This window comes from Alteriqipengyuania triglochinis (genome assembly GCF_054655655.1).
Window position 1 is genome coordinate 961,662 of the sequence record NZ_BAAHNC010000001.1, and the last position, 22,501, is coordinate 984,162.

At 65.0% G+C, this 22,501-nt stretch carries 13 protein-coding genes; 8 read left to right on the forward strand and 5 right to left on the reverse strand.

The window, feature by feature from the left end:
* Nucleotides 1-1,404 carry a circularly permuted type 2 ATP-grasp protein gene (locus ACYQ0L_RS04805; RefSeq protein ID WP_459788039.1) on the reverse strand — a complete coding sequence of 468 codons (1,404 nt, stop codon included), beginning with the start codon at nt 1,402-1,404 and terminating at the stop codon, nt 1-3.
* A 133-nt stretch (nt 1,405-1,537) separates the two neighbouring features.
* On the reverse strand, nt 1,538-3,460 hold the full coding sequence (acs, locus tag ACYQ0L_RS04810) for an acetate--CoA ligase (RefSeq protein WP_459787791.1): 1,923 nt from the start codon (nt 3,458-3,460) through the stop codon (nt 1,538-1,540).
* A 228-nt stretch (nt 3,461-3,688) separates the two neighbouring features.
* Between acs and ACYQ0L_RS04815 the strand changes: the two genes are divergently transcribed.
* The 8 genes from ACYQ0L_RS04815 (at nt 3,689) to ACYQ0L_RS04850 (ending at nt 16,033) form a co-directional block, all read left to right on the forward strand.
* Nucleotides 3,689-5,854 (forward strand): S46 family peptidase, encoded by a 2,166-nt coding sequence (locus ACYQ0L_RS04815; protein ID WP_459787792.1) that lies wholly within the window; start codon nt 3,689-3,691, stop codon nt 5,852-5,854.
* A 247-nt stretch (nt 5,855-6,101) separates the two neighbouring features.
* Nucleotides 6,102-7,148, forward strand: coding sequence for a GGDEF domain-containing protein (locus ACYQ0L_RS04820; RefSeq protein WP_459787793.1), 1,047 nt, complete (start codon nt 6,102-6,104; stop codon nt 7,146-7,148).
* A 97-nt stretch (nt 7,149-7,245) separates the two neighbouring features.
* Nucleotides 7,246-8,718 (forward strand): cytochrome ubiquinol oxidase subunit I, encoded by a 1,473-nt coding sequence (locus ACYQ0L_RS04825; RefSeq protein ID WP_459787794.1) that lies wholly within the window; start codon nt 7,246-7,248, stop codon nt 8,716-8,718.
* Nucleotides 8,715-9,713, forward strand: coding sequence for a cytochrome d ubiquinol oxidase subunit II (gene cydB / locus ACYQ0L_RS04830; RefSeq protein ID WP_459787795.1), 999 nt, complete (start codon nt 8,715-8,717; stop codon nt 9,711-9,713). Before ACYQ0L_RS04825 ends, cydB begins: the two co-directional genes overlap by 4 nt.
* Entirely contained in the window at nt 9,713-9,853 is a 141-nt protein-coding gene (locus ACYQ0L_RS04835; protein WP_459787796.1) for a DUF2474 domain-containing protein, read from the forward strand. Before cydB ends, ACYQ0L_RS04835 begins: the two co-directional genes overlap by 1 nt.
* A 99-nt stretch (nt 9,854-9,952) precedes the next feature.
* A complete protein-coding gene (locus tag ACYQ0L_RS04840) occupies nt 9,953-11,446 on the forward strand; it encodes an efflux transporter outer membrane subunit (protein ID WP_459787797.1) in 1,494 nt (497 codons plus the stop codon).
* Nucleotides 11,443-12,762: an efflux RND transporter periplasmic adaptor subunit gene (locus ACYQ0L_RS04845; RefSeq protein ID WP_459787798.1), complete on the forward strand. Its 1,320-nt coding sequence runs from the start codon at nt 11,443-11,445 to the stop codon at nt 12,760-12,762. Before ACYQ0L_RS04840 ends, ACYQ0L_RS04845 begins: the two co-directional genes overlap by 4 nt.
* The gene (locus tag ACYQ0L_RS04850; RefSeq protein WP_459787799.1) at nt 12,755-16,033 is read left to right on the forward strand and encodes an efflux RND transporter permease subunit; all 3,279 of its coding nucleotides are present in this window, start codon (nt 12,755-12,757) and stop codon (nt 16,031-16,033) included. Before ACYQ0L_RS04845 ends, ACYQ0L_RS04850 begins: the two co-directional genes overlap by 8 nt.
* A 34-nt stretch (nt 16,034-16,067) precedes the next feature.
* Here the strand turns inward: ACYQ0L_RS04850 and ACYQ0L_RS04855 are convergent, their stop codons facing one another.
* From ACYQ0L_RS04855 to ACYQ0L_RS04865, 3 genes are all read right to left on the reverse strand, one after another.
* The gene (locus ACYQ0L_RS04855) at nt 16,068-16,259 is read right to left on the reverse strand and encodes a PEP-CTERM sorting domain-containing protein (RefSeq protein WP_459787800.1); all 192 of its coding nucleotides are present in this window, start codon (nt 16,257-16,259) and stop codon (nt 16,068-16,070) included.
* 106 nt (nt 16,260-16,365) lie between these two features.
* On the reverse strand, nt 16,366-20,886 hold the full coding sequence (gene gltB / locus ACYQ0L_RS04860) for a glutamate synthase large subunit (RefSeq protein WP_459787802.1): 4,521 nt from the start codon (nt 20,884-20,886) through the stop codon (nt 16,366-16,368).
* Nucleotides 20,883-22,322, reverse strand: coding sequence for an NAD(P)-dependent oxidoreductase (locus tag ACYQ0L_RS04865; protein ID WP_459788041.1), 1,440 nt, complete (start codon nt 22,320-22,322; stop codon nt 20,883-20,885). Before ACYQ0L_RS04865 ends, gltB begins: the two co-directional genes overlap by 4 nt.
* Nucleotides 22,323-22,501 lie beyond the last annotated feature (179 nt).

Consider the following 22,501-nt stretch of genomic DNA (forward strand, 5'->3'; position numbering starts at 1 on the left):
TCAGTCATCGAGCACCCAGGTATCCTTGGTTCCGCCGCCCTGGCTCGAATTCACGACCAGCGATCCTTCGTTCATGGCCACGCGGGTGAGCCCGCCGGGCACGATGTCGATTGAGTTCGGCGCCATCAGGACGAAGGGCCGGAAGTCGACATGGCGCGGGGCAAGGCCCTGCTCGGTGAAGATCGGCACGGTCGAAAGGGCCAGCGTCGGCTGGGCGATGTAGCCTTCGGGCTTGGCCTTCAGCTTCTCCCGGAAATCGGCGATTTCCTGCTTGCTGGCGGTGGGGCCGATCAGCATGCCGTAACCGCCCGAACCGTGCACTTCCTTGACCACCAGTTCATCCAGTCGATCGAGCACCTCGGCCAGCTGGTCGGGTTCGGAACAGCGCCAGGTGGGCACGTTTTCCAGCAGCGGGCGCTCGCCCGTGTAGAACTCGACGATGTCGGGCATGTAGCTGTAGAGCGCCTTGTCGTCCGCAATCCCCGTGCCCGGAGCGTTGGCGATGGTGACGCCGCCAGCGCGGTAGACATCGAAGATGCCGGGCACGCCCAGCATCGAGTCCGGGTTGAAGTTGAGCGGATCGAGATACTCGTCGTCGATCCGGCGGTAGATCACGTCGACCGGCTTGTAGCCCTGCGTGGTCCGCATCGCGACGCGCCCGTCGATCACTCGCAGGTCCGAACCCTCGATCAGCTCCGCGCCCATCTGGTCGGCGAGGAAACTGTGCTCGAAATAGGCGGAATTGTAGGTGCCCGGCGTCAGCACGGCCACGGTCGGCTTGTCGAGGCAGGCGGCAGGCGCACAGGCCGAGAGGGACCGGCGCAGCCAGCTTGGGTAGTCGCTCACCTCGCAGATCGGGATGTCCGCGAACAACTCTGGAAACATCTGGAGCATGATTTCGCGGTTTTCGAGCATGTAGGAGACGCCCGAAGGGGTGCGTGCGTTGTCTTCCAGCACGTAGAACTGGTCGGGCCCGGTGCGCACGATGTCCGTGCCGATGATATGCGTGTAGATGCCGCCCGGCGGATCGAAGCCCATCATCTTGGGCAGGAACGCCTCGTTATTGGCGATCAGTTCCTGCGGGACGCGGCCGGCACGCAGAATTTCCTGCCGGTGGTAGATGTCGTGCATGAAGGCGTTGATCGCCCGCACCCGCTGTTCGATGCCCTTGGAGAGCTTGCGCCACTCCTGCCCCGAGATGATCCGGGGCACGACGTCGAAAGGGATCAGCCGTTCGTCCGCCTCGTCTTCGCCATAGACATTGAAAGTAATGCCGATTTTGCGAAAGAAATTTTCGGCCTGTTCGGACTTGCGGGAAACACGGTTTTCCGGCTGCCGATCGAGCCACTCGCGAAACGCCCTGTAGGCGGGGCGGATTTCCTCCTGCCCGTCGGACCCTAGCATTTCGTCGAAGCTCAATTCGGACCCCCCGGCTCGGCTCTATTTCCGTTGTCTTTTGTTTCAGAGGCCGGTCACCGGCATCAAACCCACAACATCTGCCACCTTCTATTTGTTCCGCAAGTGCGAATTCTTCACCTCATTCGGCCACCCTGCCTTGGATCAGGCGATCGACCAGGGACGGGTCTGCCAGGGTCGAGGTATCGCCGAGAGAACCATAGTCGTTCTCGGCGATCTTGCGGAGAATCCGGCGCATGATCTTGCCGCTGCGGGTCTTGGGCAGCCCGTCGGTGAAGTGAATCCGGTCCGGCGTGGCCACCGGCCCGATTTCTTTGCGGACCTGCTGGCAAAGTTCGTCCGCCAACTCGTCCGATCCGTCTTCGCCCGCGTTGAGTGTGACGTAGCAATAGATGCCCTGCCCCCTGATGTCGTGCGGGAAGCCAACGACCGCAGCCTCCGACACCTTGGGGTGGAGGACCAGTGCGCTCTCGACCTCGGCGGTGCCCATCCGGTGGCCGGAGACGTTGATGACATCGTCGACCCGCCCGGTGATACGGTAATATCCGCGCTCGTCGCGCAGGCATCCGTCGCCGGTGAAATACTTGCCCCTGTAGGTGCTGAAATAGGTCTGCACGAAGCGGTCGTGGTCGCCATAGACCGTGCGCGCCTGGCCGGGCCAGCTCGCGACGAGACACAGGTTTCCTTCTGCCGCGCCTTCAAGGACCTTGCCTTCGTTATCGACCAGTTGCGGCTGCACGCCGAAGAAGGGCAGCCCTGCGCTGCCCGGCTTCATGTCGTGCGCGGCAGGCAAGGTGGTCAGCATCACTCCGCCCGTCTCGGTCTGCCACCAGGTATCGACGACCGGGCAGCGCCCCTCGCCGACGACCCGGTGATACCAGCGCCAGGCTTCGGGATTGATCGGCTCGCCCACCGTTCCCAGGAGCCGCAGCGAAGACCGGTCGTGCGCGGTCACGAAGCTGTCGCCCTCGCGCATCAGAGCGCGGATCGCGGTCGGAGCGGTGTAGAATATGGTCACGCCATGCCGTGCGACCACTTCCCAGAAACGACCGTGGTCGGGATAGTTAGGCACGCCTTCGAAAATCACCTGCGTCGCGCCGTTCAACAGCGGGCCATAGGTGACGTAGCTGTGCCCGGTGATCCAGCCGATGTCGGCCGAGCACCAGAAGATGTCGTCCGGCCCGTGATCGAACACATAGTGGAAGGTGGCAGCCGTCCAGACGCCATAGCCGCCGGTGGTATGGAGCACGCCCTTGGGCTTGCCGGTAGAGCCGCTGGTATAGAGGATGAACAGCGGGTCTTCCGCCTTCATTTCCTCGCAGGGGCAATCAGCGTCCGATGCGAGATCGGCATACCAGTGATCGCGACCGTCCTTCATCGCGACGTCCGCGCCGATATGCGCGATAACCAGCACGCCTTTCACCGGTGTGTCATGCTCGTCGACCGCCGCATCGACATTGGCCTTGAGCGCGATAGGCTTGCCGCCGCGCCGGCCCTCGTCGGCGGTAATCACGAAGTGGCTGTCGCAATCGATGATGCGACCGGCCAACGCCTCCGGAGAGAAGCCGCCGAAAACGACCGAATGGATCGCGCCCAGTCGCGCGCAGGCGAGCATTGCGACCACGCCTTCGAGCACCATCGGCATGTACAGCGTGACGCGCGCTCCCCGGTTGACGCCCATTGCCTTGAGCGCATTGGCCATCCGTACGACTTCGCGATGAAGTTCGGCGTAGGTCAATGTGCGGACCTCGCCCTCGGGATCGTCGGGCTCGAAGATCAGCGCAGTCCTGTCCGCCTTGTCGGCCAGATGGCGATCGACGGCATTGTGGCACAGGTTGAGCGTGCCGTCGGCGAACCATGTAATCTCGACCGGATCGAACGACCAGTCGCCGCCCTTGGTGGGGGCATTGATCCAGTCGAGCCGCTGCGCATGCTCCAGCCAGAACCCGTCCGGGTCGGATAGCGAACGGGCATAGTCCGCCTCGTACTGCTCTGCGGTGCAATTCGTCGTCGCGGTCTGCGGCGGGTCGATAAATTCGCTCACGGCGCTGGCTCTCCCAATCGTGTTTTCCGAATGGCTAACCCATCGTCACGGTTTTGGCGACTGGGCAGCTTTCACATGGCTCCGCATGCGGTGATCGACTGCTGACGAACGCCCCTGCCAGACCGACAAACGACATGGCGCCGCCTTGCGCCATCCGGACAAGGCCAATAGCCAGTGACCCTGTAACATCGGCGCGAGTCGCGCGCCGTCGAATTTCAGGGGAAACAGATGCGTAACAAGGTGTTTTTGATGGCCGCCCTCATGGCCGGCGTCGCGGTGCAACCGCTTGCCGCCAAGGAAGGGATGTTCACCCCCGAGCAGCTGCCCGAGATTGCCGACGATCTGAAAGAGACCGGCCTCGAGCTCGATCCCGAAGCGCTTAGCGACCTGACCGGCTTTCCGATGGGCGCGGTCGTCAGCCTCGGCGGGTGCTCCGCCAGCTTCGTCTCGCCCCAGGGCCTCGTGGTCACCAACCACCACTGCGCGCGCGGTTCGGTCCAGTACAACTCGACCGCCGAGAACAACTATCTCGAAAACGGCTTCCTCGCGAAGACCATGGGCGCAGAGCTGCCCGCCGCACCCGGCTCGCGCATCTATGTTACCACCGATTTCAGCGACGTGACCCAGCGCATGCGCGAAGGCACCGACGCGATGACGCCCAACGCGCGCTATGACGCGATCGACCAGCGCGCGAAGGACATCACCGCGGAATGCGAACAGGAAGCCGGTTATCGCTGCCGGGTTGCGAGCTATTACGGCGGCGACGAATACAAGCTGATCAAGCAGCTCGAAGTGAAGGACGTGCGCCTCGTCTACGCGCCGGCGGATTCGATCGGCAAGTATGGCGGCGACGTCGATAACTGGATGTGGCCGCGCCACACAGGCGACTTCTCGTTCTACCGCGCCTATGTCGCGCCCGACGGGTCGTCCGCCGAATATTCCGAAGACAATGTGCCCTACCAGGCCGAGCATCATCTCAAGGTCAGCAAGAGCGGCCTCGACAATGGCGATTTCGTGATGGTGGCGGGCTATCCGGGCTCGACCTCGCGCTATGCCATGCTCGCCGAAGTCGAGAACACCTTCGGCTGGGAATATCCCACCTTCCAGAAACTGCTGACCGACTGGATCGGCACTATCGAAGCCGCCGCCCCCGAGGGATCGGATGCGCGGGTCAAGTACGAAGCCCGCCTCGCCGGGCTCAACAATTACGAGAAGAACCTGCGCGGCCAGATCGAAGGCGCGCGCCGTGTCGGCCTGATCGAACGCCGCCGCGAACGCGAAGCCGCGCTGGCCGACTGGATCGCCGCCGATCCCTCGCGCGCAGCCTACGGCCCTGCGATCAACGACCTTGCCGAACTGTCGCAGGAAAGCGCCACGGCGGCGCGGACCAGCTTCTGGTACGGCAACGCCACCCGCGCCCAGCTGCTCGGCGTCGCCCAGCGGCTCTATCGCCTCGCCAAGGAGCGCGAGAAGCCGAATGCCCAGCGTGAATCGGGGTACCAGGAACGTGACATGGCGTTCTTCCGCCAGGGTATGCAGGCGCTCGACCGCCGGTATGACGCGAGCGTCGACAAGGCCGAGTGGAAGCTGTTCCTCGACGGCTATCTCGCCCAGCCGGAGGCGGAGCGGGTCGCCGTATTCGACAACGCCCTGGGCCTGACCGGTATCGACGACGCCAAGCAGCTCGATGCGATCCTCGACGGCTATTACGTCAACACCTCGCTGGACGAGACCGAAACCCGCCTTGCGCTGATGGATGCCAGCGTCGCGGATCTGGAGGCGAGCGACGATCCCTTCATGAAGCTCGCGATCGCACTCTACGATTACGAGCGCGGGCTGGAGGACGAAGCCGAGGAACGCGCCGGTCGCGCCCTCGCCCTGCGCCCAGCCTATATGGAGGCGATTACGCAGTGGCAGGCGCAGCAGGGCATGCTGCCCTATCCCGATGCCAATTCGACGCTGCGGATCACCTACGGCAATGTGATGGGCGGATCGCCGTTCGACGGGATGGAATACCTGCCCTTCACCACGCTCGAAGGCATCACCCAGAAGGACACCGGGATCGATCCCTTCAACGCTCCCGAGCGTGAACTCGCGCTGATCGAAGCGAAGGATTACGGCCAGTACGAACTCGCTTCGATCGGTTCGGTCCCGGTCAACTTCCTGTCCGATCTCGACGTGACCGGCGGCAATAGCGGATCGGCCACTCTCAACGCCAAGGGCGAGCTTGTCGGCCTGCTGTTCGACGGGACGTTCGAAAGCGTCAACTCGGACTGGGATTTCGACCCGCGCACCACGCGTTCGATCCATGTCGACACCCGCTACATGCTGTGGGTGATGGAAAAGGTCGACGGTGCGACCAACCTGATCGAGGAAATGGACATCGTCGAATAGGCGAATATCCTCGTCTCAAGCGAAGGGGCGGCCGATGGGCTGCCCCTTTTTGCATGGGGACCCAATGCCTGCCGCACTTTCAGCCAATCTTAGTGACTTGGGGCTAGAGTGTGCGACGATGAGAAGAGATCATGCCAGTGCCGCGCCGGGGGCGTTCAGGCCCCCCGGAGTGCTGCGCGCGCGGCGGGGTCCGCTGGCATGGTTACTGCAATGGCGGGGGGAAGAGCCGGAGAATATCCGCCCGGCGATGATCGGCGCGCTTCTTGCCTCCCCGTTCGCCATCATAATGGGTGCACTAAACGGCCTGCTCGTCGCCGGTCTCGCCCACTACGCCATCGGCGGGTCCGCCTTTTTGCTGATCATCATCGCCGAGGTGGCGATCCTGATAATTCGGCTCGAAAGCCTCCGACGGATTCGAAGGGCTCGCAAGCGCGGTTTGACGCCAAGCGTCGATGGGCCGGCAACCCTCTCCATCCTGTGGTGCCTGCTGCAGGGAAGCCTGTTCTACCTCGGCATGAAGAGCGGCGAGCCAGTGATCATGGTGATCGTCACGGCGCACTGCATGGGGCTCGTCGGCCCGATAAGCGCGCGCAACTACCCCGCCCCGCGTCTTGCGCTGTTGCTTGTGGTGCTGTGCATTGCCCCGCTGGTTGCGGGTGCGATCGCCCTGGGAGAACCGCTGCTGTTCGCGCTGCTCGCTCTTACCCCCGGCTTCCTGCTCGGCGCGATCCAGCTGATCCTGAATTATCGCCGCGCCATGGTCGCGGCGCTGTCCGCGGAGATGGCGAACGACGAGCGCGCCAAACACGATCCGCTGACCGGCCTGCTGAACCGCAACGGTCTGGAAGCGGTCCTGAAGAACCGCCAGGCCGACCGGCCGTTGTGTCTGGTGTGCTTCGATCTGGACGAGTTCAAGCCGATCAACGACCGTTTCGGGCACGCGGCGGGCGACCGTCTGCTGTGCGAGGTCGCCCACCGGATGGCGCAGGTCATGCCTGAAGAGCAGGCGCTCGCCCGAGTCGGCGGCGACGAGTTCTTCGCCGTCCTCGAAGATCACGGGCCGGAGGCGACCGAGGCCGTGATCGGGAAAGTCATCTCCTGCGTGTCCGACAAGCCCTATGTCGCCGAAGGGACCCGGCTGGTAGAGATCGGCATCAGCGCAGGGTTCGCCTGCTACCCGGAGGACTCGACCTCCATTGACGAATTGCAGCTGCTCGCCGACCGGGCGCTGTACGCCGCGAAGAATGCGGGCAAAGGAGTGAGCGCCCGGCACAATCCGCGCGAAGCCGCCTGACCGCAACGTCCCTGCCGGAGGCCATGTTGCGCAAACCGCAACAAACAGTGTTTGATCCGCGCTGGAGATTGGGCCGGATGATCAGTATGGAGCCCGCATGTTCGATACTGTCGATCCCATCATCCTGGCCCGGATCCAGTTCGCGTTCACGGTCAGCTTCCATTTCATCTTCCCGGCCTTTTCGATCGGTCTGGCAAGCTATCTGGCGGTTCTGGAAGGCCTGTGGCTGAAGACCGGCAAGACGGTCTACATGGACCTGTTCAAATACTGGCTGAAGATCTTCGCGATCGCCTTCGCGATGGGCGTCGTCAGCGGTATCGTGATGTCCTACCAGTTCGGGACCAACTGGTCGGTGTTCTCCGACAAGGCTGGCGGGGTAATCGGCCCGCTGATGGCGTACGAGGTGCTGACCGCCTTCTTCCTCGAAGCCGGTTTTCTGGGCGTCATGTTGTTCGGCATGAACCGCGTGGGCAAGAAGCTGCATTTCGCCGCCACGCTGATGGTTGCGATTGGCACCTTTATCTCGGCGTTCTGGATCCTCAGCGCCAACAGCTGGATGCAAACCCCGGTGGGTTACGAAATCGGTGCCAACGGCCAGTTCCTGCCCGGCGACAGCTGGCTGACGATCATCTTCAACCCCAGCTTCCCCTACCGCCTCGTGCATACCGTGCTCGCAGCTTACCTCACCACCGCCTTCGTGGTCGGCGGCGTCGGCGCATGGCACCTGCTGAAGAACCGGGACAACGGCCACGCCCGCAAGATGTTCTCCATGGCGATGTGGATGGCCGCACTGGTCGTGCCGATCCAGATCTTCGCGGGCGACATGCACGGGCTCAACACGCTGGAGCATCAGCCGCAGAAGGTGATGGCGATGGAAGGCCATTACGAAAGCCACCCCGACGGCGCGCCGCTGATCCTGTTCGGCATTCCCGACAGCGAGGCGCGCGAGGTGAAATACGCGGTCGAGATTCCCAAGGCATCCAGCCTGATCCTCAAGCACGATCTCAACGCGCCGCTCGACGGGCTCGACACCATCCCGCTCGACGAGCAGCCGCCCGTGGGCATCGTCTTCTGGTCGTTCCGCGTCATGGTCGGCCTGGGCTTCGCGATGCTCGGCGTCGGTCTGTGGAGCCTGCTGGCGCGCTGGCGTGGCAAGCTTTACGAATGGCGCTGGCTGCACCGCGCCGCGCTGGTGCTGGGCCCGGCAGGCTTCGTCGCGGTGATCGCCGGGTGGATCACCACCGAAGTCGGCCGTCAGCCTTACGTCATCTACAACCTGCTGCGCACCGCCGATGCGGCAAGTCCGCTCGACGCGCCTGCAGTCGGCGCATCGCTGATCGCCTTCGTGGTGGTCTATTTCGCGGTTTTCGGCACCGGCACGTGGTACATCCTGCGCCTGATGAGCCAGCCGCCCCACGCCCGTGAAACCGGGGTCAAGCGCGGCGATACCGGCCCGATCCGGACCGCCGGGATCACCCCGGGGCTGACGCAGGATCCGGGCAACCTCAGCCCTGATTCGCTCAGTTCCATCCAGTACATCGAGCCCGAGAGTAAGGAGGACGACCAATGATCGACCTCACCACAGTCTGGGCCTTCATCATTGCCTTCGCGATCTTCGCCTATGTCGTGATGGACGGGTTCGACCTGGGGATAGGCGTGCTCTTCCCCAGCTTCGCGGTGGGCCGCGAGCGCGACCGTGCGATGAACTCCATTGCGCCGGTGTGGGACGGCAACGAGACCTGGCTGGTGCTGGGCGGTGGTGGCCTGTTCGCGGCCTTCCCGCTGGCCTACGCGGTCATCCTGCCCGCCACCTATCCGCTAATCATCGCAATGCTGCTGGGCCTCGTCTTCCGCGGGGTCGCGTTCGAATATCGCTGGCGCGATCCCTCGCATCGGCGGTTCTGGGATGCCGCCTTCAGCGGCGGATCCATCGTCGCCGCGCTGGCGCAGGGAATGATTCTGGGCGCGCTGCTGCAGGGCATCGAGGTTACCGACCGCGCCTATTCGGGCAGCTGGTTCGACTGGTTGACGCCCTACACGCTCCTGACAGGTATCGGCACGGTTGCGGGCTACGCCCTGCTCGGTGCGACGTGGCTGGTCTGGAAGCTCGACGGCGACGTGCAGGCCCATGCCCGCAAGCTGGGCAAGATCGCGGCAGTGGCGACCCTCGCGCTGATGGGCGCGGTCAGCCTGTACAACCTCGTCCTGCGTCCGGAATACGCCGATCGCTGGTTGAGCACGCCCGAGATTTACTGGGCCGCGCCGATCCCGATCGTGACGCTGATCATAGCTGGCTTCCTGTGGCACGCTCTGTCGTGCGACCGGCACTCCAAGCCGTTCTGGCTCTCGCTCGGTCTCTTCCTCGGCGGACTGGCCGGTATCGGCGTGACCATTTGGCCCTATGTCGTCCCCCCCGGGCTGACGATCTGGGATGCCGCTGCACCCGAACGCAGCCAGATCTTTATGCTGGTCGGCGTGGCGATCACCATGCCGCTGATCATCGCCTACACCGCCTGGGCCTACTGGGTGTTTCGCGGCAAGGTGGGCGACGAAGGCTACCACTGATGCGCCGCGACGAAGCAGGAAGGACGGCGGACGAGGCGCCCCTTTGGAAGCGGCTGGGCTGGATGGCGGCGATCTGGGGCATGAGCGTTGGCGCGCTCGGCATCGTCGCCATGCTGATACGCTGGTGGCTTGGCCTCTGACGCATCCAGGTTGCATTCGCGACACGATCGGTCGCTAAAGGAAACCTGTTTTCGGCCGCCCTCTCGCCATTCGGCGGGCCGTCGCGTAGGTCGCACTGCATGCGCCGTGCGTTTCTTCCCGGCCTCATGGGCCTTTTCCTTGCTGGCTGCGCTAGCCTGGCGCCCGATCCTGCCCAGCCCGAGATTACGGCAAGCCTGCCAGAGGACTTCGCCAACACCGAAGCGGACGGCGCCTATCGGCCCGAGGCATGGTGGACCGCTTTTGACGATCCCGTGCTCGATGCGCTGGTAGAGGACGCTCTGGCGGACAATCTGGACATCGCGGAAGCCTCCGCCCGCGTCGCTCAGGCAGCGGCGCAGGCGCGCGTCGCACGTTCGGCACTGTTTCCCGGCATCAATGCCAGCGCCGATGCGAGCTATTCCAACACGCCGCTGAGCGGCAATGCCTTCGGCAGCCTCGCCGGTGCAGGCGGCGGCGGACAGAACGCGCCGACGCGGATCGAGAACGATTCATATTCGCTCGGCCTCGGTGCCTCCTACGAACTCGACCTGTTCGGCCGCATCCGCAACGATTTCGCCGCCGCGCGCGCCGACGCCATCGCTGCCGAGTACGATTTTCGCAGCGTTCAGCTGGCCGCCGCCGCCGAAACCATCGCGACCTATTTCGAGATCGTCGACGGGCGCCGCCAGATCGAGCTGACGGTGGAGACGATCGACCTGCTTGGCGAACGATCAACGCGGACGGAGGAGCGGTTCCGGCGCGGCCTCTCGCAGAGCTTCGAACTCTACCAAGTGCTGCAGGATCAGCGGAACACGCAAGCCTCCCTCCCGCAGGCCGAGGCCGCCCTCGACGATGCGGAGGGACGGCTGGCGCTGCTGGTGCGCGAATACCCGCAGACGATGCAGGCCAGGCTCGACCGCAAGCTGCTGCCGCGCCTGGTATTCGACGAGGTGCCGCCGGGACTCCCCGCACAGCTGCTGGGCCAGCGGCCTGATGTGGCTGCGGCGTGGGCGCGGCTGGAGGCGGCGCGCCTGCGGATCGGCGCCCGCCGGGCCGAACGGTTTCCCTCGATCACGCTCTCGGCCCAGCCCGGCACCCAGAGCGGGACGATCGGCGAAGCGCTGGATGTCGCCAACAACTGGGCGGTCAACCTTGCGGCGGGAATCACCGCGCCGATCTTCCAGGGCGGACGCATTTCCGCCAATATCGAGGCTGCGCGCGCCGTCTACGACCAGAGGGCCGCGAATTACGCGCGCACCGTCATCGATGCCTACCGGGAAGCGAACAGCGCGATCGAGGATTACGAAGAGAACCGCCAGCGCTACGCACTGATCCTCGCCCAGCGCGACGAGGCGCGCTTTTCCGCCGATCTTCAGGCGCGGCGCTTCGAAGCGGGTGTGGGCGATTATGTCAGCTATCTCGACGCGCTGCGCGCACTCTATCAGGTGGAAGCCGCACTCTCCTCCGCCGGTCGCGCGGTCGCACTCTCGCGCCTCGGCGTGCATCGCGCACTCGGCGGCGACTGGGCTGCTGGCGCACGCACGAACCCGGTCGCACTGGTACCTGCCCCACAGGAAGGACAAGACCCATGAGCCGTCAGGCCATCCTCGCACTCGCCGTGCTCGGCGGCGCCATTCTGGTTGCGGTGCTGATGGTCGCCTTGCGTCCCGAGCCCGAAGAGCAGGAACGGGTGGAGCAGGCACCGCTGGTCGAAACCGTCGCCTTCGAACAGGCATCGGGCCCGATCGAGGTGCGTGGCAGCGGAACGGTCCAGGCCCGCGAAACCGTGACCGTGGGGGCGGAAGTGGCAGGACGCCTCGTCTACGTGAACCCTGCGTTCCGTGAAGGACGCATGGTCTCGCGCGGCGCAACGCTGTTTCGGGTCAATCCGGTCGATTTCCAGAATCAGGTCCGCACGGCGCGCGCCGATGTCGCAGCGCAGGATGTCGCGGTTCTACAAGCGCGCGAAGAGGTCGAGATCGCACGAGACGAGCTCGAACGCTTCGCGCAGCGGCAGGCGACGCGCGACGTGCTGCACGCCGGGATCGATCCGGACGATTATGCCGCGCGCATCCTCCCGCCGACCTCCCTCGCCCGGCAGGGAGCCAACCCGCCGGAGGGCCGCTCGACAGCCGCTCCCAGCCGTCTCGCTACGCGCGAACCGCAGCTGCGCTCGGCCCAGGCCGCGCGCGAGCGCGCCGCCGCCAATCTCGAAGCCGCACAGATTTCGCTGTCGCGCACGCGCATTTCGGCCCCCTTCGCCAGCCTCGTGCAGGAGGAAAGCGCGGCGGTCGGCACGCTGGTCCAGCCCGGACAGGCGCTTGGCACGCTGGTAGCAACTGACGCCTTCGAAGTCCGCGTCGCCTTGACGGAGGATGAGGCGGCGCTGATCCCTTCGCTGCTGAGGTCCGGCAACGGGCGCATCCCGGCCAGCGTCTTCTTCGATTATGGTGGCCTTACCTATCGGTGGGAGGCCTACGTCGACCGTGCCGACCCGATTCTCGATCCCGAGACGCGCACGATCGACATATTCCTCCGCGTCCCCTCGCCGTTACAAGGCGGCACGCCGGTCGACGAGGATGCGCCCGCCGGGCCGCCGCTGCTGCTCGGCAGCTTCGTGGAGGCGCGGATTACCGGCGAGGTGCCGGTGCCTTTCGTGCGCATTCCGATCACCGCCCTGCGTCCGGGCAACGAGGTCTGGGTCGTGCGCGACGGGCGCCTGCGGATCCTGCCGGTGCGCGTGATCCAACGGACGGACGAAATCGCCTATGTCACCACGCCCACCCTCGCCCAGGGTGGACAGCTCGTGACCAGCAACCTGCGCGCGCCGACCGATGGCATGCCGGTTCGCACGGGTACGCAGTCCAGGCGCTCCTCGCCGGAACCGGAGCAGCCGCGCGGTGAGTGATCCGCCAGACCACAGCAGCGCGATCGACCGCTTCGGCAACGAGGCGACCGATCGCGCACGCGACCGGAAAGGGCCGATCGCATTCATGGCGCGCAATGGCGTCGCCTCCAACCTCCTCCTGCTGCTGATGCTGGTGGCCGGCTACTTCTCCTACACCAGCATCGTGCAGGAGGTGTTCCCCGAAAGCAGCCTCGACACGATCTCGGTCTCGGTCACCTATCCCGGCGCGACGCCCGAAGAGATCGAGGAATCGATCGTCCAGAAGATCGAGGAAGCGGTCGAAGCGATCGAGGGCGTGAAGAAGATTTCCTCCACCGCCTCGGAAGGCGGCGGCGTGGTCAATGTCGAACTGGAGCTTGGCGCCGATATCGCGCGTGCGCTGGACGAGGTGAAATCCGAGGTCGACCAGATCCAGACCTTCCCCGACGAGGCGGAAGAGCCCGACGTGCGCGAGCTCACCACGCGTCAGGTCGTGCTGCGGATCGCGCTGTTCGGCGATGTCGACGAGCGCACGCTCAAGGAAACTGCCTACCGGCTGGAAGATGCGGCATCCTCCCTGCCCGAGATCAGCTATGTCGAGACCTCGGCGGTCCGCAATTACGAGATTTACGCCGACGTCCCCCAGTCGCGGCTGCGCGCGCTTGGCCTGTCGCTGCCGCAGGTTGCGCAGGTGGTCGGGCAGTCCAGCCTCGACAGTCCGGCCGGCTCAATCGAGACCGGGACCGAGGAAGTGCGCGTGCGCACCATCGGCCAGAACTACGACCAGCAGGATTTCGAGAATATCGTCGTCCTGACCACCCGCGGAGGCGCCACCCTGACGCTGGGCGACATCGCGGATGTGCAGGACGGCTTCGAGGATTCCGACCTCATCACCCGTTTCAACGACCAGCCGGTTGCCTTCGTCGATATCTACCGCACCAGCGACGAACGTGTGCTGGACGTTGCGCACGCCGCCAAGACGCTGATCGACGAGGATTTCAACCTCCCGCCCGGCATTTCGCACGCAATCTGGGAAGACCAGTCCGAACTGCTCCAGGACAGGCTCGACCTGCTGCTGCGCAATGCGGCGTTCGGTCTGGTCCTCGTGCTCGCCGCGCTGACCCTGTTCCTCGACCTGCGGCTCGCCGCATGGACCGCGGTGGGCATCGGTGCGACCTTCGTGGGGGCGATCTTCATACTCGACTGGGCGGGGTCGAGCATCAACATGTTCTCGCTGTTCGGCTTCATCCTCGCGTTGGGTCTGGTGGTCGACGATGCGGTGGTCGTTGGCGAGAACGTCTATGCCGAGCGAGAGCGGGGACGCACCGGGATCGGCGCTGCCATTGCGGGCGCGCAGCGCGTGAAGGTGCCCGTCTTCTTCGCCGTCGCCACGACCATCACCGCCTTCCTGCCGCTGCTGGCGGTAGGCGGTGTGATAGGCAAGATCCTTGCCGACATTCCCTTGGTGGTCATAGCGGTGCTGAGCCTGTCGCTGATCGAGGCGCTGTACGTCCTGCCCCACCACCTCAGCACCCTTCCCGATCCCGATCACAAGGCTGGCAACCGGGTCACCCGCTTCTTCGAAAAGATCCAGACCTGGGTCGACGAGCGCTTCAAGAGGTTCGTGGACGGCCCGCTGGACCGGGCGCTGAAGTTCGTCGTCGCGATGCCCTATCTCGTGCTGGCCAGCGGGGTGGCACTGCTGATCCTGTTCGTGGCGATGCTGCCTGCGGGGATCATCAAGTTCTCCTTCTTCCCCGAGATCGAAGGCGATATCGTGGTCGCCACGCTGGAGATGCCGCCCGGCACCACGGTGGAGCGGACCGCCGAGATCACCGACCGGATCGAAGCTGCGGCAGATCGTGCGATCGCGCGCTTCGCCGGCAACCCGCCGGGCGATGCGCCCGACAATGGCGTGGGCCCGTATTTCCTCGAAGCGATCTACACCACGATCGGACAGGCACAGACCGGCCAGGGCCCGGGCGGCCCCGAACGTACCCTGCGCCCCAACCTCGCCAATGTGCAGCTGAGCCTGATCCCTGCCGCGCAGCGCGAAGAGATTTCCGCCCGCGCGATCGAGGAGGCCTGGCGCGAGGAACTTGGGCCGGTGCCCGAAGCGCGGTCCCTCTCGATCTCATCCTCGCTCCTCGCGATTGGCGAGCCGGTCAATGTCCAGCTCAGCCATCCGGACGATGCCGTCCTCGACGCTGCGTCGGACCGGCTGATGAACCAGCTCGCGCGCGTGACCGGCGTGTTCGATATCGAGAGCGATCAGGACGCGGGCCAACAGGAAATCGAGTTGCGGCTAAAGCCCGCTGCACGCACCCTCGGCGTCACGCTGAACGATGTCGCGACCCAGGTGCGCGCCGCATTCTTCGGCGCGGAGGCCGTCCGCGTTCAGCGTGGGCAGGAGGACGTGCGGGTCTATATCCGCCTGCCGGAAGACGAGCGTGATTCAATCGCCGATATCGAGCGCTATCGCGTTCGCGTCCCCGGCGGGGAGGTAGCGCTGTCGAGCCTTGCGGACGTATCGTTCGGAGAAGCTCCGTCGGTCATCCGGCGCGAGGAAGGCCACCGGATCGCCACCATTACCGCCGATGTCGACAGCGACACGATCACCGGTCAGGAGGTCGCGAGACTGCTGGACGAAGACATCATGCCGCAACTGACTGCCGACTATCCGGCGCTGGAATACGACTTCGGTGGAGAGCAGGAAGAACAGCAGGAAAGCTTCGGCGACCTCGGCAGCGCCTTCCTGCTGGCGCTGGTCGCAATCTATGCGCTGCTGGCGGTGCCTTTCCGCTCATACGTCCAGCCGCTGATCATCATGGCCGCGATCCCCTTCGGAATGATCGGCGCGCTGATCGGGCACCTCCTGCTGGGTATCCCGCTGGGCATATTGTCGATGTTCGGAATTATCGCGCTGTCGGGGGTCATCATCAACGGATCGCTGGTGATGATCGACTTCCTGAACGAGAATCTCGCCAACGGAATGGCACCGGGCGAGGCGATGATCGATGCGGCGAAGTCCCGTTTCCGGCCGATCATGCTGACGGCCATCACCACGTTTCTGGGCGTCGCGCCGATCACCTTCGAGACCAGTCTGCAGGCGCAGTTCCTGATCCCGATGTCCGCCAGCCTCGGCTTCGGCGTCCTGTTCGGAACCGCCTTGCTCGTGCTTCTGATCCCCGCGCTGGCGGTGATCCAGATGCGCGCGGCGGCCAAGGTCGAGCGCTGGCGTGGAAAGAGCCGCGACGAGATCGACCACGGCGGAGAGCCGATGGCACCCTGACGCGGCCCTTGTCTGGTGCCCGTAACCGGGAGTGTCAGGCGATCTTGCGACGCAGCATGACCGCACCGGCCGCGAGGCCGAACAGCAGCGCCACGGGCGGTGCCGGAACTTCGGTCGGATTGCCGCGATCGCCGCCGGGGTTGCCGTCGGGCGGATGGGTGTAGGCTACCGCAGGCGTCGCGACCGTCATAATCGCGAGCCCGACCAGTCCTGTGAGCATCTTCATGGCTTGCTTCCCTGCACTATCAATGCACGGAATTTGGCCACGCGAGGCTGCGAGTCCAGATCAATATCGAACCTGCCCAAGATCGGTACGCCTGTGCTGGCGGAAATTACTCCGCAGCCTCGGCCGGTTCGCTCTCGAGTTCCAGCGGATGCTCCAGCTTGCCCAGCATGTCCTTGGGGCACACCTGCCAGAACCGTCCGAGCGTCTCCTCCCACCGATCGAGCAGCGCCGTCGAAAACGCGCTGCCGGTCAGATCCGCGTGGCGTTCGACCAGCGAGCGCAAATGCATCTCCCAATGGTCGGTCGCGACACGCTGCCACAGGATCGAACCCGGATTGGCAAAGCGTTTGAAGCGGTTCTCCGGATCGTACACGAAGGCCATCCCCCCGGTCATCCCGGCACCGAAATTGCTGCCGATCCGCCCCAGGATAACCGCCGTGCCGCCGGTCATGTATTCGCAGCCATTCGCACCGCAGCCTTCGACGACGGTTACGGCCCCCGAATTGCGGACCGCGAAGCGCTCGCCCGCCTTGCCTGCGGCGAACAATGCACCCGAAGTGGCACCATAAAGCGCGGTATTGCCGATGATGCCATTGTCGCTGCTCTTGCGCGGTACCCCTTCCGGCGGATGAAGCACGATCATCCCGCCCGACAGGCCCTTGCCGACATAGTCATTGGCATCGCCCGCCACCCTCAGGGTAACTCCCTTGGCAAGGAACGCGCCAAAGGACTGGCCTGCACTGCCGGTGAGTCGCAGGTCGAGAGTGCCATCGGGCAGGCCTTCCGGCCCGTACCGTGTGACGACTTCGGACGAGAGCCGCGTGCCGACCGCACGATGAACATTGCGCACCTGCGAACTCACCGTGGTCTGCTCGCCACGTTCCAGCGCGCCGCGCGCCTGCTCCAGCACCTCCGCGTCCAGGCTGTCGGGCACCGGATTGCGATGCTCGGGAATGCTGAAGACCCGCGGTTCGTCCGTCTGCACCTTCTGCAGGATCGGGTTGAGGTCGAGATCGTCGAGATGCTCGGCCCCGCGGCTGATCTGGCGCAGCAGTTCGGTGCGCCCGATAACCTCGTCGAGCGAGGCGACCCCCAGCTGGGCAAGGATGCGGCGGACATCCTCCGCCAGGAAATCCATCAGCTGGATCACCTTTTCCGGGCTCCCCCCGAACATCGCACGCAGGCGCGGATCCTGCGTGCAGACCCCGACCGGGCAGGTGTTCGAATGGCACTGGCGTACCATGATGCAGCCCATCGCGACGAGGCTCATCGTGCCGATGCCGAACTCTTCCGCGCCCAGGATTGCGCCGATCACGATTTCGCGACCGGTCTTGAGGCCACCATCGACCCGCAGCTTCACCTTGTGCCGCAACCCATTGAGCGCCAGCACCTGGTTGACCTCTGCGAGGCCCATTTCCCAAGGGGTTCCGGCAAACTTGATGCTCGTCTGCGGGCTTGCACCGGTGCCACCGGTGTGGCCGGAGATCAGGATCGCGTCGGCATGCGCCTTCGCCACGCCCGCGGCAATCGTGCCGATGCCCGCCGCGCTGACCAGCTTCACGCACACCCGGGCACGCGGATTGATCTGCTTGAGGTCGTAGATCAGCTGCGCGAGGTCTTCGATCGAGTAGATATCGTGGTGCGGCGGCGGCGAGATCAGCGTGACGCCCGGGGTCGAGTGCCGCAGCTTGGCGATCACCTCGTCCACCTTGAAGCCGGGCAGCTGCCCGCCCTCGCCGGGCTTGGCACCCTGCGCGACCTTGATTTCGATTTCTTCGCAGTTGTTCAGGTAGTGCGCGGTCACGCCGAAGCGCCCGCTGGCTACCTGCTTGACCCCACTATTGGCCAGATCGCCATTCTCGCGCGGGGTGAAGCGTTCGGCGGATTCGCCGCCCTCGCCCGAAACTGCCTTCGCCCCGATCCGGTTCATCGCGATGGCGAGCGTTTCGTGCGCTTCTGGCGACAGCGCGCCGAGGCTCATGCCGGGGGTCAGGAAGCGCGTGCGGATATTCTCGCCCGGCTCTACCTGCTCCAGCGCCAGCGGTTTGGCACCCTCGTCGAAGCCCAGCAAATCACGCAGATAGATCGGCGGTTGGTTTTCCACCACATCGACGAAACGCCGCCACTGCTTTTCGTTGCCGGTGGCGCAGGCGGTCTGCAGCGCGTGCATGCCTTCCGCGCCCCACGCGTGCTGTTCTTCGCCCGAGCGCTCGCGATAAAACCCGCCGATCGGCAGCTGCGCATCGCGCTTGCCGAAAGCGCGCGCGTGGCGGCCCTCCGCACTCAGATGCAGCGATTCGTAGCCTTCGCCCGAGATCTTGTTGGGCATTCCCGGCATCAGGTCCGCCGTGATCGCGCGGCTGAGGCCGACCGCCTCGAAATTGTATCCGCCGCGATAGCTGGAGATCACCGAGATCCCCATCTTGGCCATGATCTTGAGGAGACCATCCTCGAGCGAGGTGCGGAAATTCGCCAAAGCCTGTTCGCGACTGATATCCCCGTACAGGCCGCGTTCGTGGCGCGAAATCAGCGCCGCTTCGGCCAGGTATGGGTTCACCGTGGTTGCCCCGACGCCGATCAGCACGGCCAGCGTATGTGTGTCGAGGCACTCGGCCGAGCGGACGTTGATCGAGGTGAAGCTGCGCAGCCCCTTGCGGGTGAGGTGCGTGTGCACAGCCGCCGCGGCAAGGATCATCGGGATACCGATCCGGTCTTCATCCATGCCTTCGTCGGACAGGAAAATCTCGGACTTCCCGCTGCGCACCAAGGACTCTGCCTTTGCGCGGACGCGTTCTATGGCGAGCCGCAGATCGGCAGGCTCGCCCCGTGCGCGGAAGGTGCAGTCCACATCGCCGACATGCGTGCCGAAGCCCGCCCGCAGCCGCGCCCATTCGCGAGACGTCAGCACCGGACTTTCCAGTACCAGCACATTGTCGTTCTGGTCATCCTCTTCGAGGATATTGGCGAGGTTGGCGAAGCGCGTGCGCAGGCTCATCACATGCCGTTCGCGCAAACTGTCGATCGGCGGGTTGGTGACCTGCGCGAAGTTCTGGCGGAAGAACTGGCTGACATTGCGCGGCTTGTTGCTGATGACGGCGAGCGGCGTATCGTCGCCCATCGATCCGATGGCTTCTTTCCCGTCGAGTGCCATCGCGTCGAGGATCAGCTCCATATCCTCGTTCGTCATTCCGGCCGCCCCCAGCCGGCGCAGCATTTCCTCCTCGCCGTAAGCCGGCACAGCGTCCTCGTCGGGATGCGGCAGGTCGTCGATCCCACGGAAACCTGCGACCAGCGCCCCATAGGGCGCCTCACGCGCGATCCGCGCCTTCAGTTCCTCGTCGCGCAGCAGCTGCCCGTGTTCGAGATCGATCGCGATCATCTGGCCGGGGCCAAGGCGGCCCTTCTCGACCACCACGTGTTCGTCCAGCGAAACCATGCCGCTTTCCGAGCCGACCACCAGCAGGCCGTCCTCGGTGCGCGAGAAGGCCAGCGGGCGCAGCGCGTTGCGATCGAGCCCGGCGACCGCCCAGCGGCCGTCGGTCATCGCGAGCGCGGCGGGACCATCCCACGGCTCCATCACGGACGCCATGTACTGGTACATCGCGCGGGTTTCGTCCGGCATGTCGGGCGCAGCCTGCCATGCCTCCGGGATCAGCATCGACTTGGCCGTGGGCATGGCCTTACCCGAGCGGACCAGCAGTTCGATCGCCGCGTCGAGACTGGCGGTATCCGACGCGCCGACCGGGATCACCGGCTTGATGTCGTCCGCCACGTTCGCGAACGCGAGGCTCGCCATCTTGATCTCGTGCGTGCGCATCCAGTTCTTGTTGCCGCGGATGGTGTTGATCTCGCCATTATGCGCGAGCGTGCGGAACGGCTGGGCCAGCCACCATTGCGGGAAGGTGTTGGTCGAATAGCGCTGGTGCAGGATCGCCATCCGGCTGGTCATCAGCGGATCGCGCACGTCGGGATAGAAGGTCGGAAGGCTTTCCGCGAGGAACAGGCCCTTGTAGACAATCGACCGGGCGGAGAGCGACGCGATGTAGAAATCGCGCAGCTGCGCTTCCACGATCCGCCGCTCGATCCGCCGGCGCACGATGTAGAGCTGCTTCTCGAACTCATCCAGCGACTGCGCGTGCGGCTCGGGCCCGGCGATCATCACCTGCTCGATCTCCGGTCGGGTCGCGCGCGCCTTGCGCCCGATGACCGAGATATCGATCGGCACCTGGCGCCAGCCATAGACGAAGAAACCGGCGCGGATCAGCTCCGCCTCGACGATCGTGCGGCAGGCATCCTGCGCGCCGAGATCGGCCCCTGGGAGGAAGATCACCCCCACCGCAAGCCGTCCGTCGCGCACGGCGTGGCCACTGGCGTTGATCGCGCTGGTGAAGAAATCCACCGGCAGGTCGAACAGCAGGCCGGCGCCATCGCCGGTCTTCCCGTCGGCATCCACCGCGCCGCGATGCCAGATGGAGGACAGCGCCTCGATCGCCGCATCGACCACGCGCCGGGTCGATTTGCCGGAGGTTTCGCCGATCAGACCGACGCCGCAGGCATCGTGTTCGCTGTCCACGTGATACATCCCGTCCCGCGCGAGGCGGAGGGCTTCTGCTTCCTGGTGGGTCATGCTGCTGCCGCGCTTTGCTTGCGTTGGGCGACGAGGTAGTTGTCGATATTCTCGGCGACGTCGCGCCCGTCGCGCACCGCCCAGACGACCAGGCTGGCACCACGCGAAATGTCACCGCCGGCGAACACGCCGGGAAGCGAGGTCATCATGGCATCGTCGCATTCGAGCGTGCCCCAGTCGCTGACCTTGAGATCCTCTTCACCGAAGATGGCGGGCAGCGGCTCGGGCTCGAAGCCGAGCGCCAGCACGACCAAATCGGCATCGAGGGCAAAGCTGCTCGATGGGTCGACCACCGGCCTGCGGCGGCCATCCGCGTCGGGTTCGCCAAGCTGCATGCGGTTGGCCTGGACGCGCTCCGCACGCTGCCCCCCCTCGATCGAGGCAGGGCCGGAGAGCCACAGGAATTCCACGCCTTCCTCTTCGGCATGGGCCACCTCGGTGCGGCTGCCCGGCATGTTGTCACGATCGCGCCGGTAGAGGCAATTGACGCTCTTCGCGCCCTGCCGGATGGCGGTGCGCACGCAGTCCATTGCGGTATCGCCCCCGCCGATGACGACGACGTCGCGGTCTTTCGCCAACAGGCTGCCATCCGCATGCGCGGGAACTTCGTCGCCGAGCCCGCTGCGGTTCGACGCGGTGAGGAAGTCGATTGCGCGGACCACGCCGTCCTTGTTCGCGCCCTCGACGGTCAGCTCGCGCGACTGGTAGACGCCCGTAGCGACGAAAACGGCATCATGTCGCTCGCGCAGCTGCGAAAGCGTCACATTCTTGCCCACCTCGACCCCGCGATGGATACGGATACCGCCTTCCTCGACCCGCGCGACGCGCCGGTCGACCACGCTCTTGTCGAGCTTGAAGTTGGGAATGCCGTAGATCAGCAGTCCGCCCGCCCGGTCGTGCCGGTCGTAGATGTCGACCTCGTACCCGGCGATCCGGAGGTATTCTGCCGCCGTCAGACCCGCAGGGCCCGCGCCGATCACCGCGACCGACTGTCCGGTCGGCTGGCCCGGCACGATCGGGCGCACCCAGCCGTTTTCCCACGCATTGTCGCCGAGATACTTCTCGATGCTACCGATGGTAACCGCGCCGTGGCCGGAGAATTCGATCACGCAATTGCCTTCGCACAAACGGTCCTGCGGACAGATCCGGCCACAAATCTCGGGCATGGTCGAGGTGCGGGCGGAAATGTCGTACGCTTCGCGCAGGCGCCCTTCGCTGGTCAGGCGCAGCCAGTCGGGAATGTGATTGTGCAGCGGACAATGCGACTGACAATACGGCACCCCGCACTGCGAGCATCGGCCCGCCTGCGCCTGTGCGGCGTCATCGGCGAAAGGCGCGCCGATTTCGAGGAAGTCGGCGCGTCGCGAATCCGCCGACCGCTTGGCCGGATAGGCCTGTTCACGCTCGACGAATTTATTGGTGGAATTGCGTTCTATCGATCTAACCCGGTTTTGCGTTTGTTAAAGTCAGCGCCGCTTTCAGCGCATTTCTAGGATAGCCTTGGCCATACACGGCGAAACTTTCAATGCATAATGTTGCGGCTGCGAAGGTGCCGGCGCAATTTGCGTGCATAGCCGACAGGCCGGGAGAATAAAGCCCCCTGCCCCTGCCAGCG

Bases quoted from the DNA above. Each gene is read 5' to 3' on its own strand.
- ACYQ0L_RS04805 (WP_459788039.1), bottom strand. From the start codon at position 1,404: ATGCTAGGGTCCGACGGGCAGGAGGAAATCCGCCCCGCCTACAGGGCG.
- ACYQ0L_RS04815 (WP_459787792.1), top strand. From the start codon at position 3,689: ATGCGTAACAAGGTGTTTTTGATGGCCGCCCTCATGGCCGGCGTCGCG.
- ACYQ0L_RS04820 (WP_459787793.1), top strand. From the start codon at position 6,102: ATGATCGGCGCGCTTCTTGCCTCCCCGTTCGCCATCATAATGGGTGCA.
- ACYQ0L_RS04825 (WP_459787794.1), top strand. From the start codon at position 7,246: ATGTTCGATACTGTCGATCCCATCATCCTGGCCCGGATCCAGTTCGCG.
- cydB (WP_459787795.1), top strand. From the start codon at position 8,715: ATGATCGACCTCACCACAGTCTGGGCCTTCATCATTGCCTTCGCGATC.
- ACYQ0L_RS04835 (WP_459787796.1), top strand. From the start codon at position 9,713: ATGCGCCGCGACGAAGCAGGAAGGACGGCGGACGAGGCGCCCCTTTGG.
- ACYQ0L_RS04840 (WP_459787797.1), top strand. From the start codon at position 9,953: ATGCGCCGTGCGTTTCTTCCCGGCCTCATGGGCCTTTTCCTTGCTGGC.
- ACYQ0L_RS04845 (WP_459787798.1), top strand. From the start codon at position 11,443: ATGAGCCGTCAGGCCATCCTCGCACTCGCCGTGCTCGGCGGCGCCATT.
- ACYQ0L_RS04855 (WP_459787800.1), bottom strand. From the start codon at position 16,259: ATGAAGATGCTCACAGGACTGGTCGGGCTCGCGATTATGACGGTCGCG.
- gltB (WP_459787802.1), bottom strand. From the start codon at position 20,886: ATGACCCACCAGGAAGCAGAAGCCCTCCGCCTCGCGCGGGACGGGATG.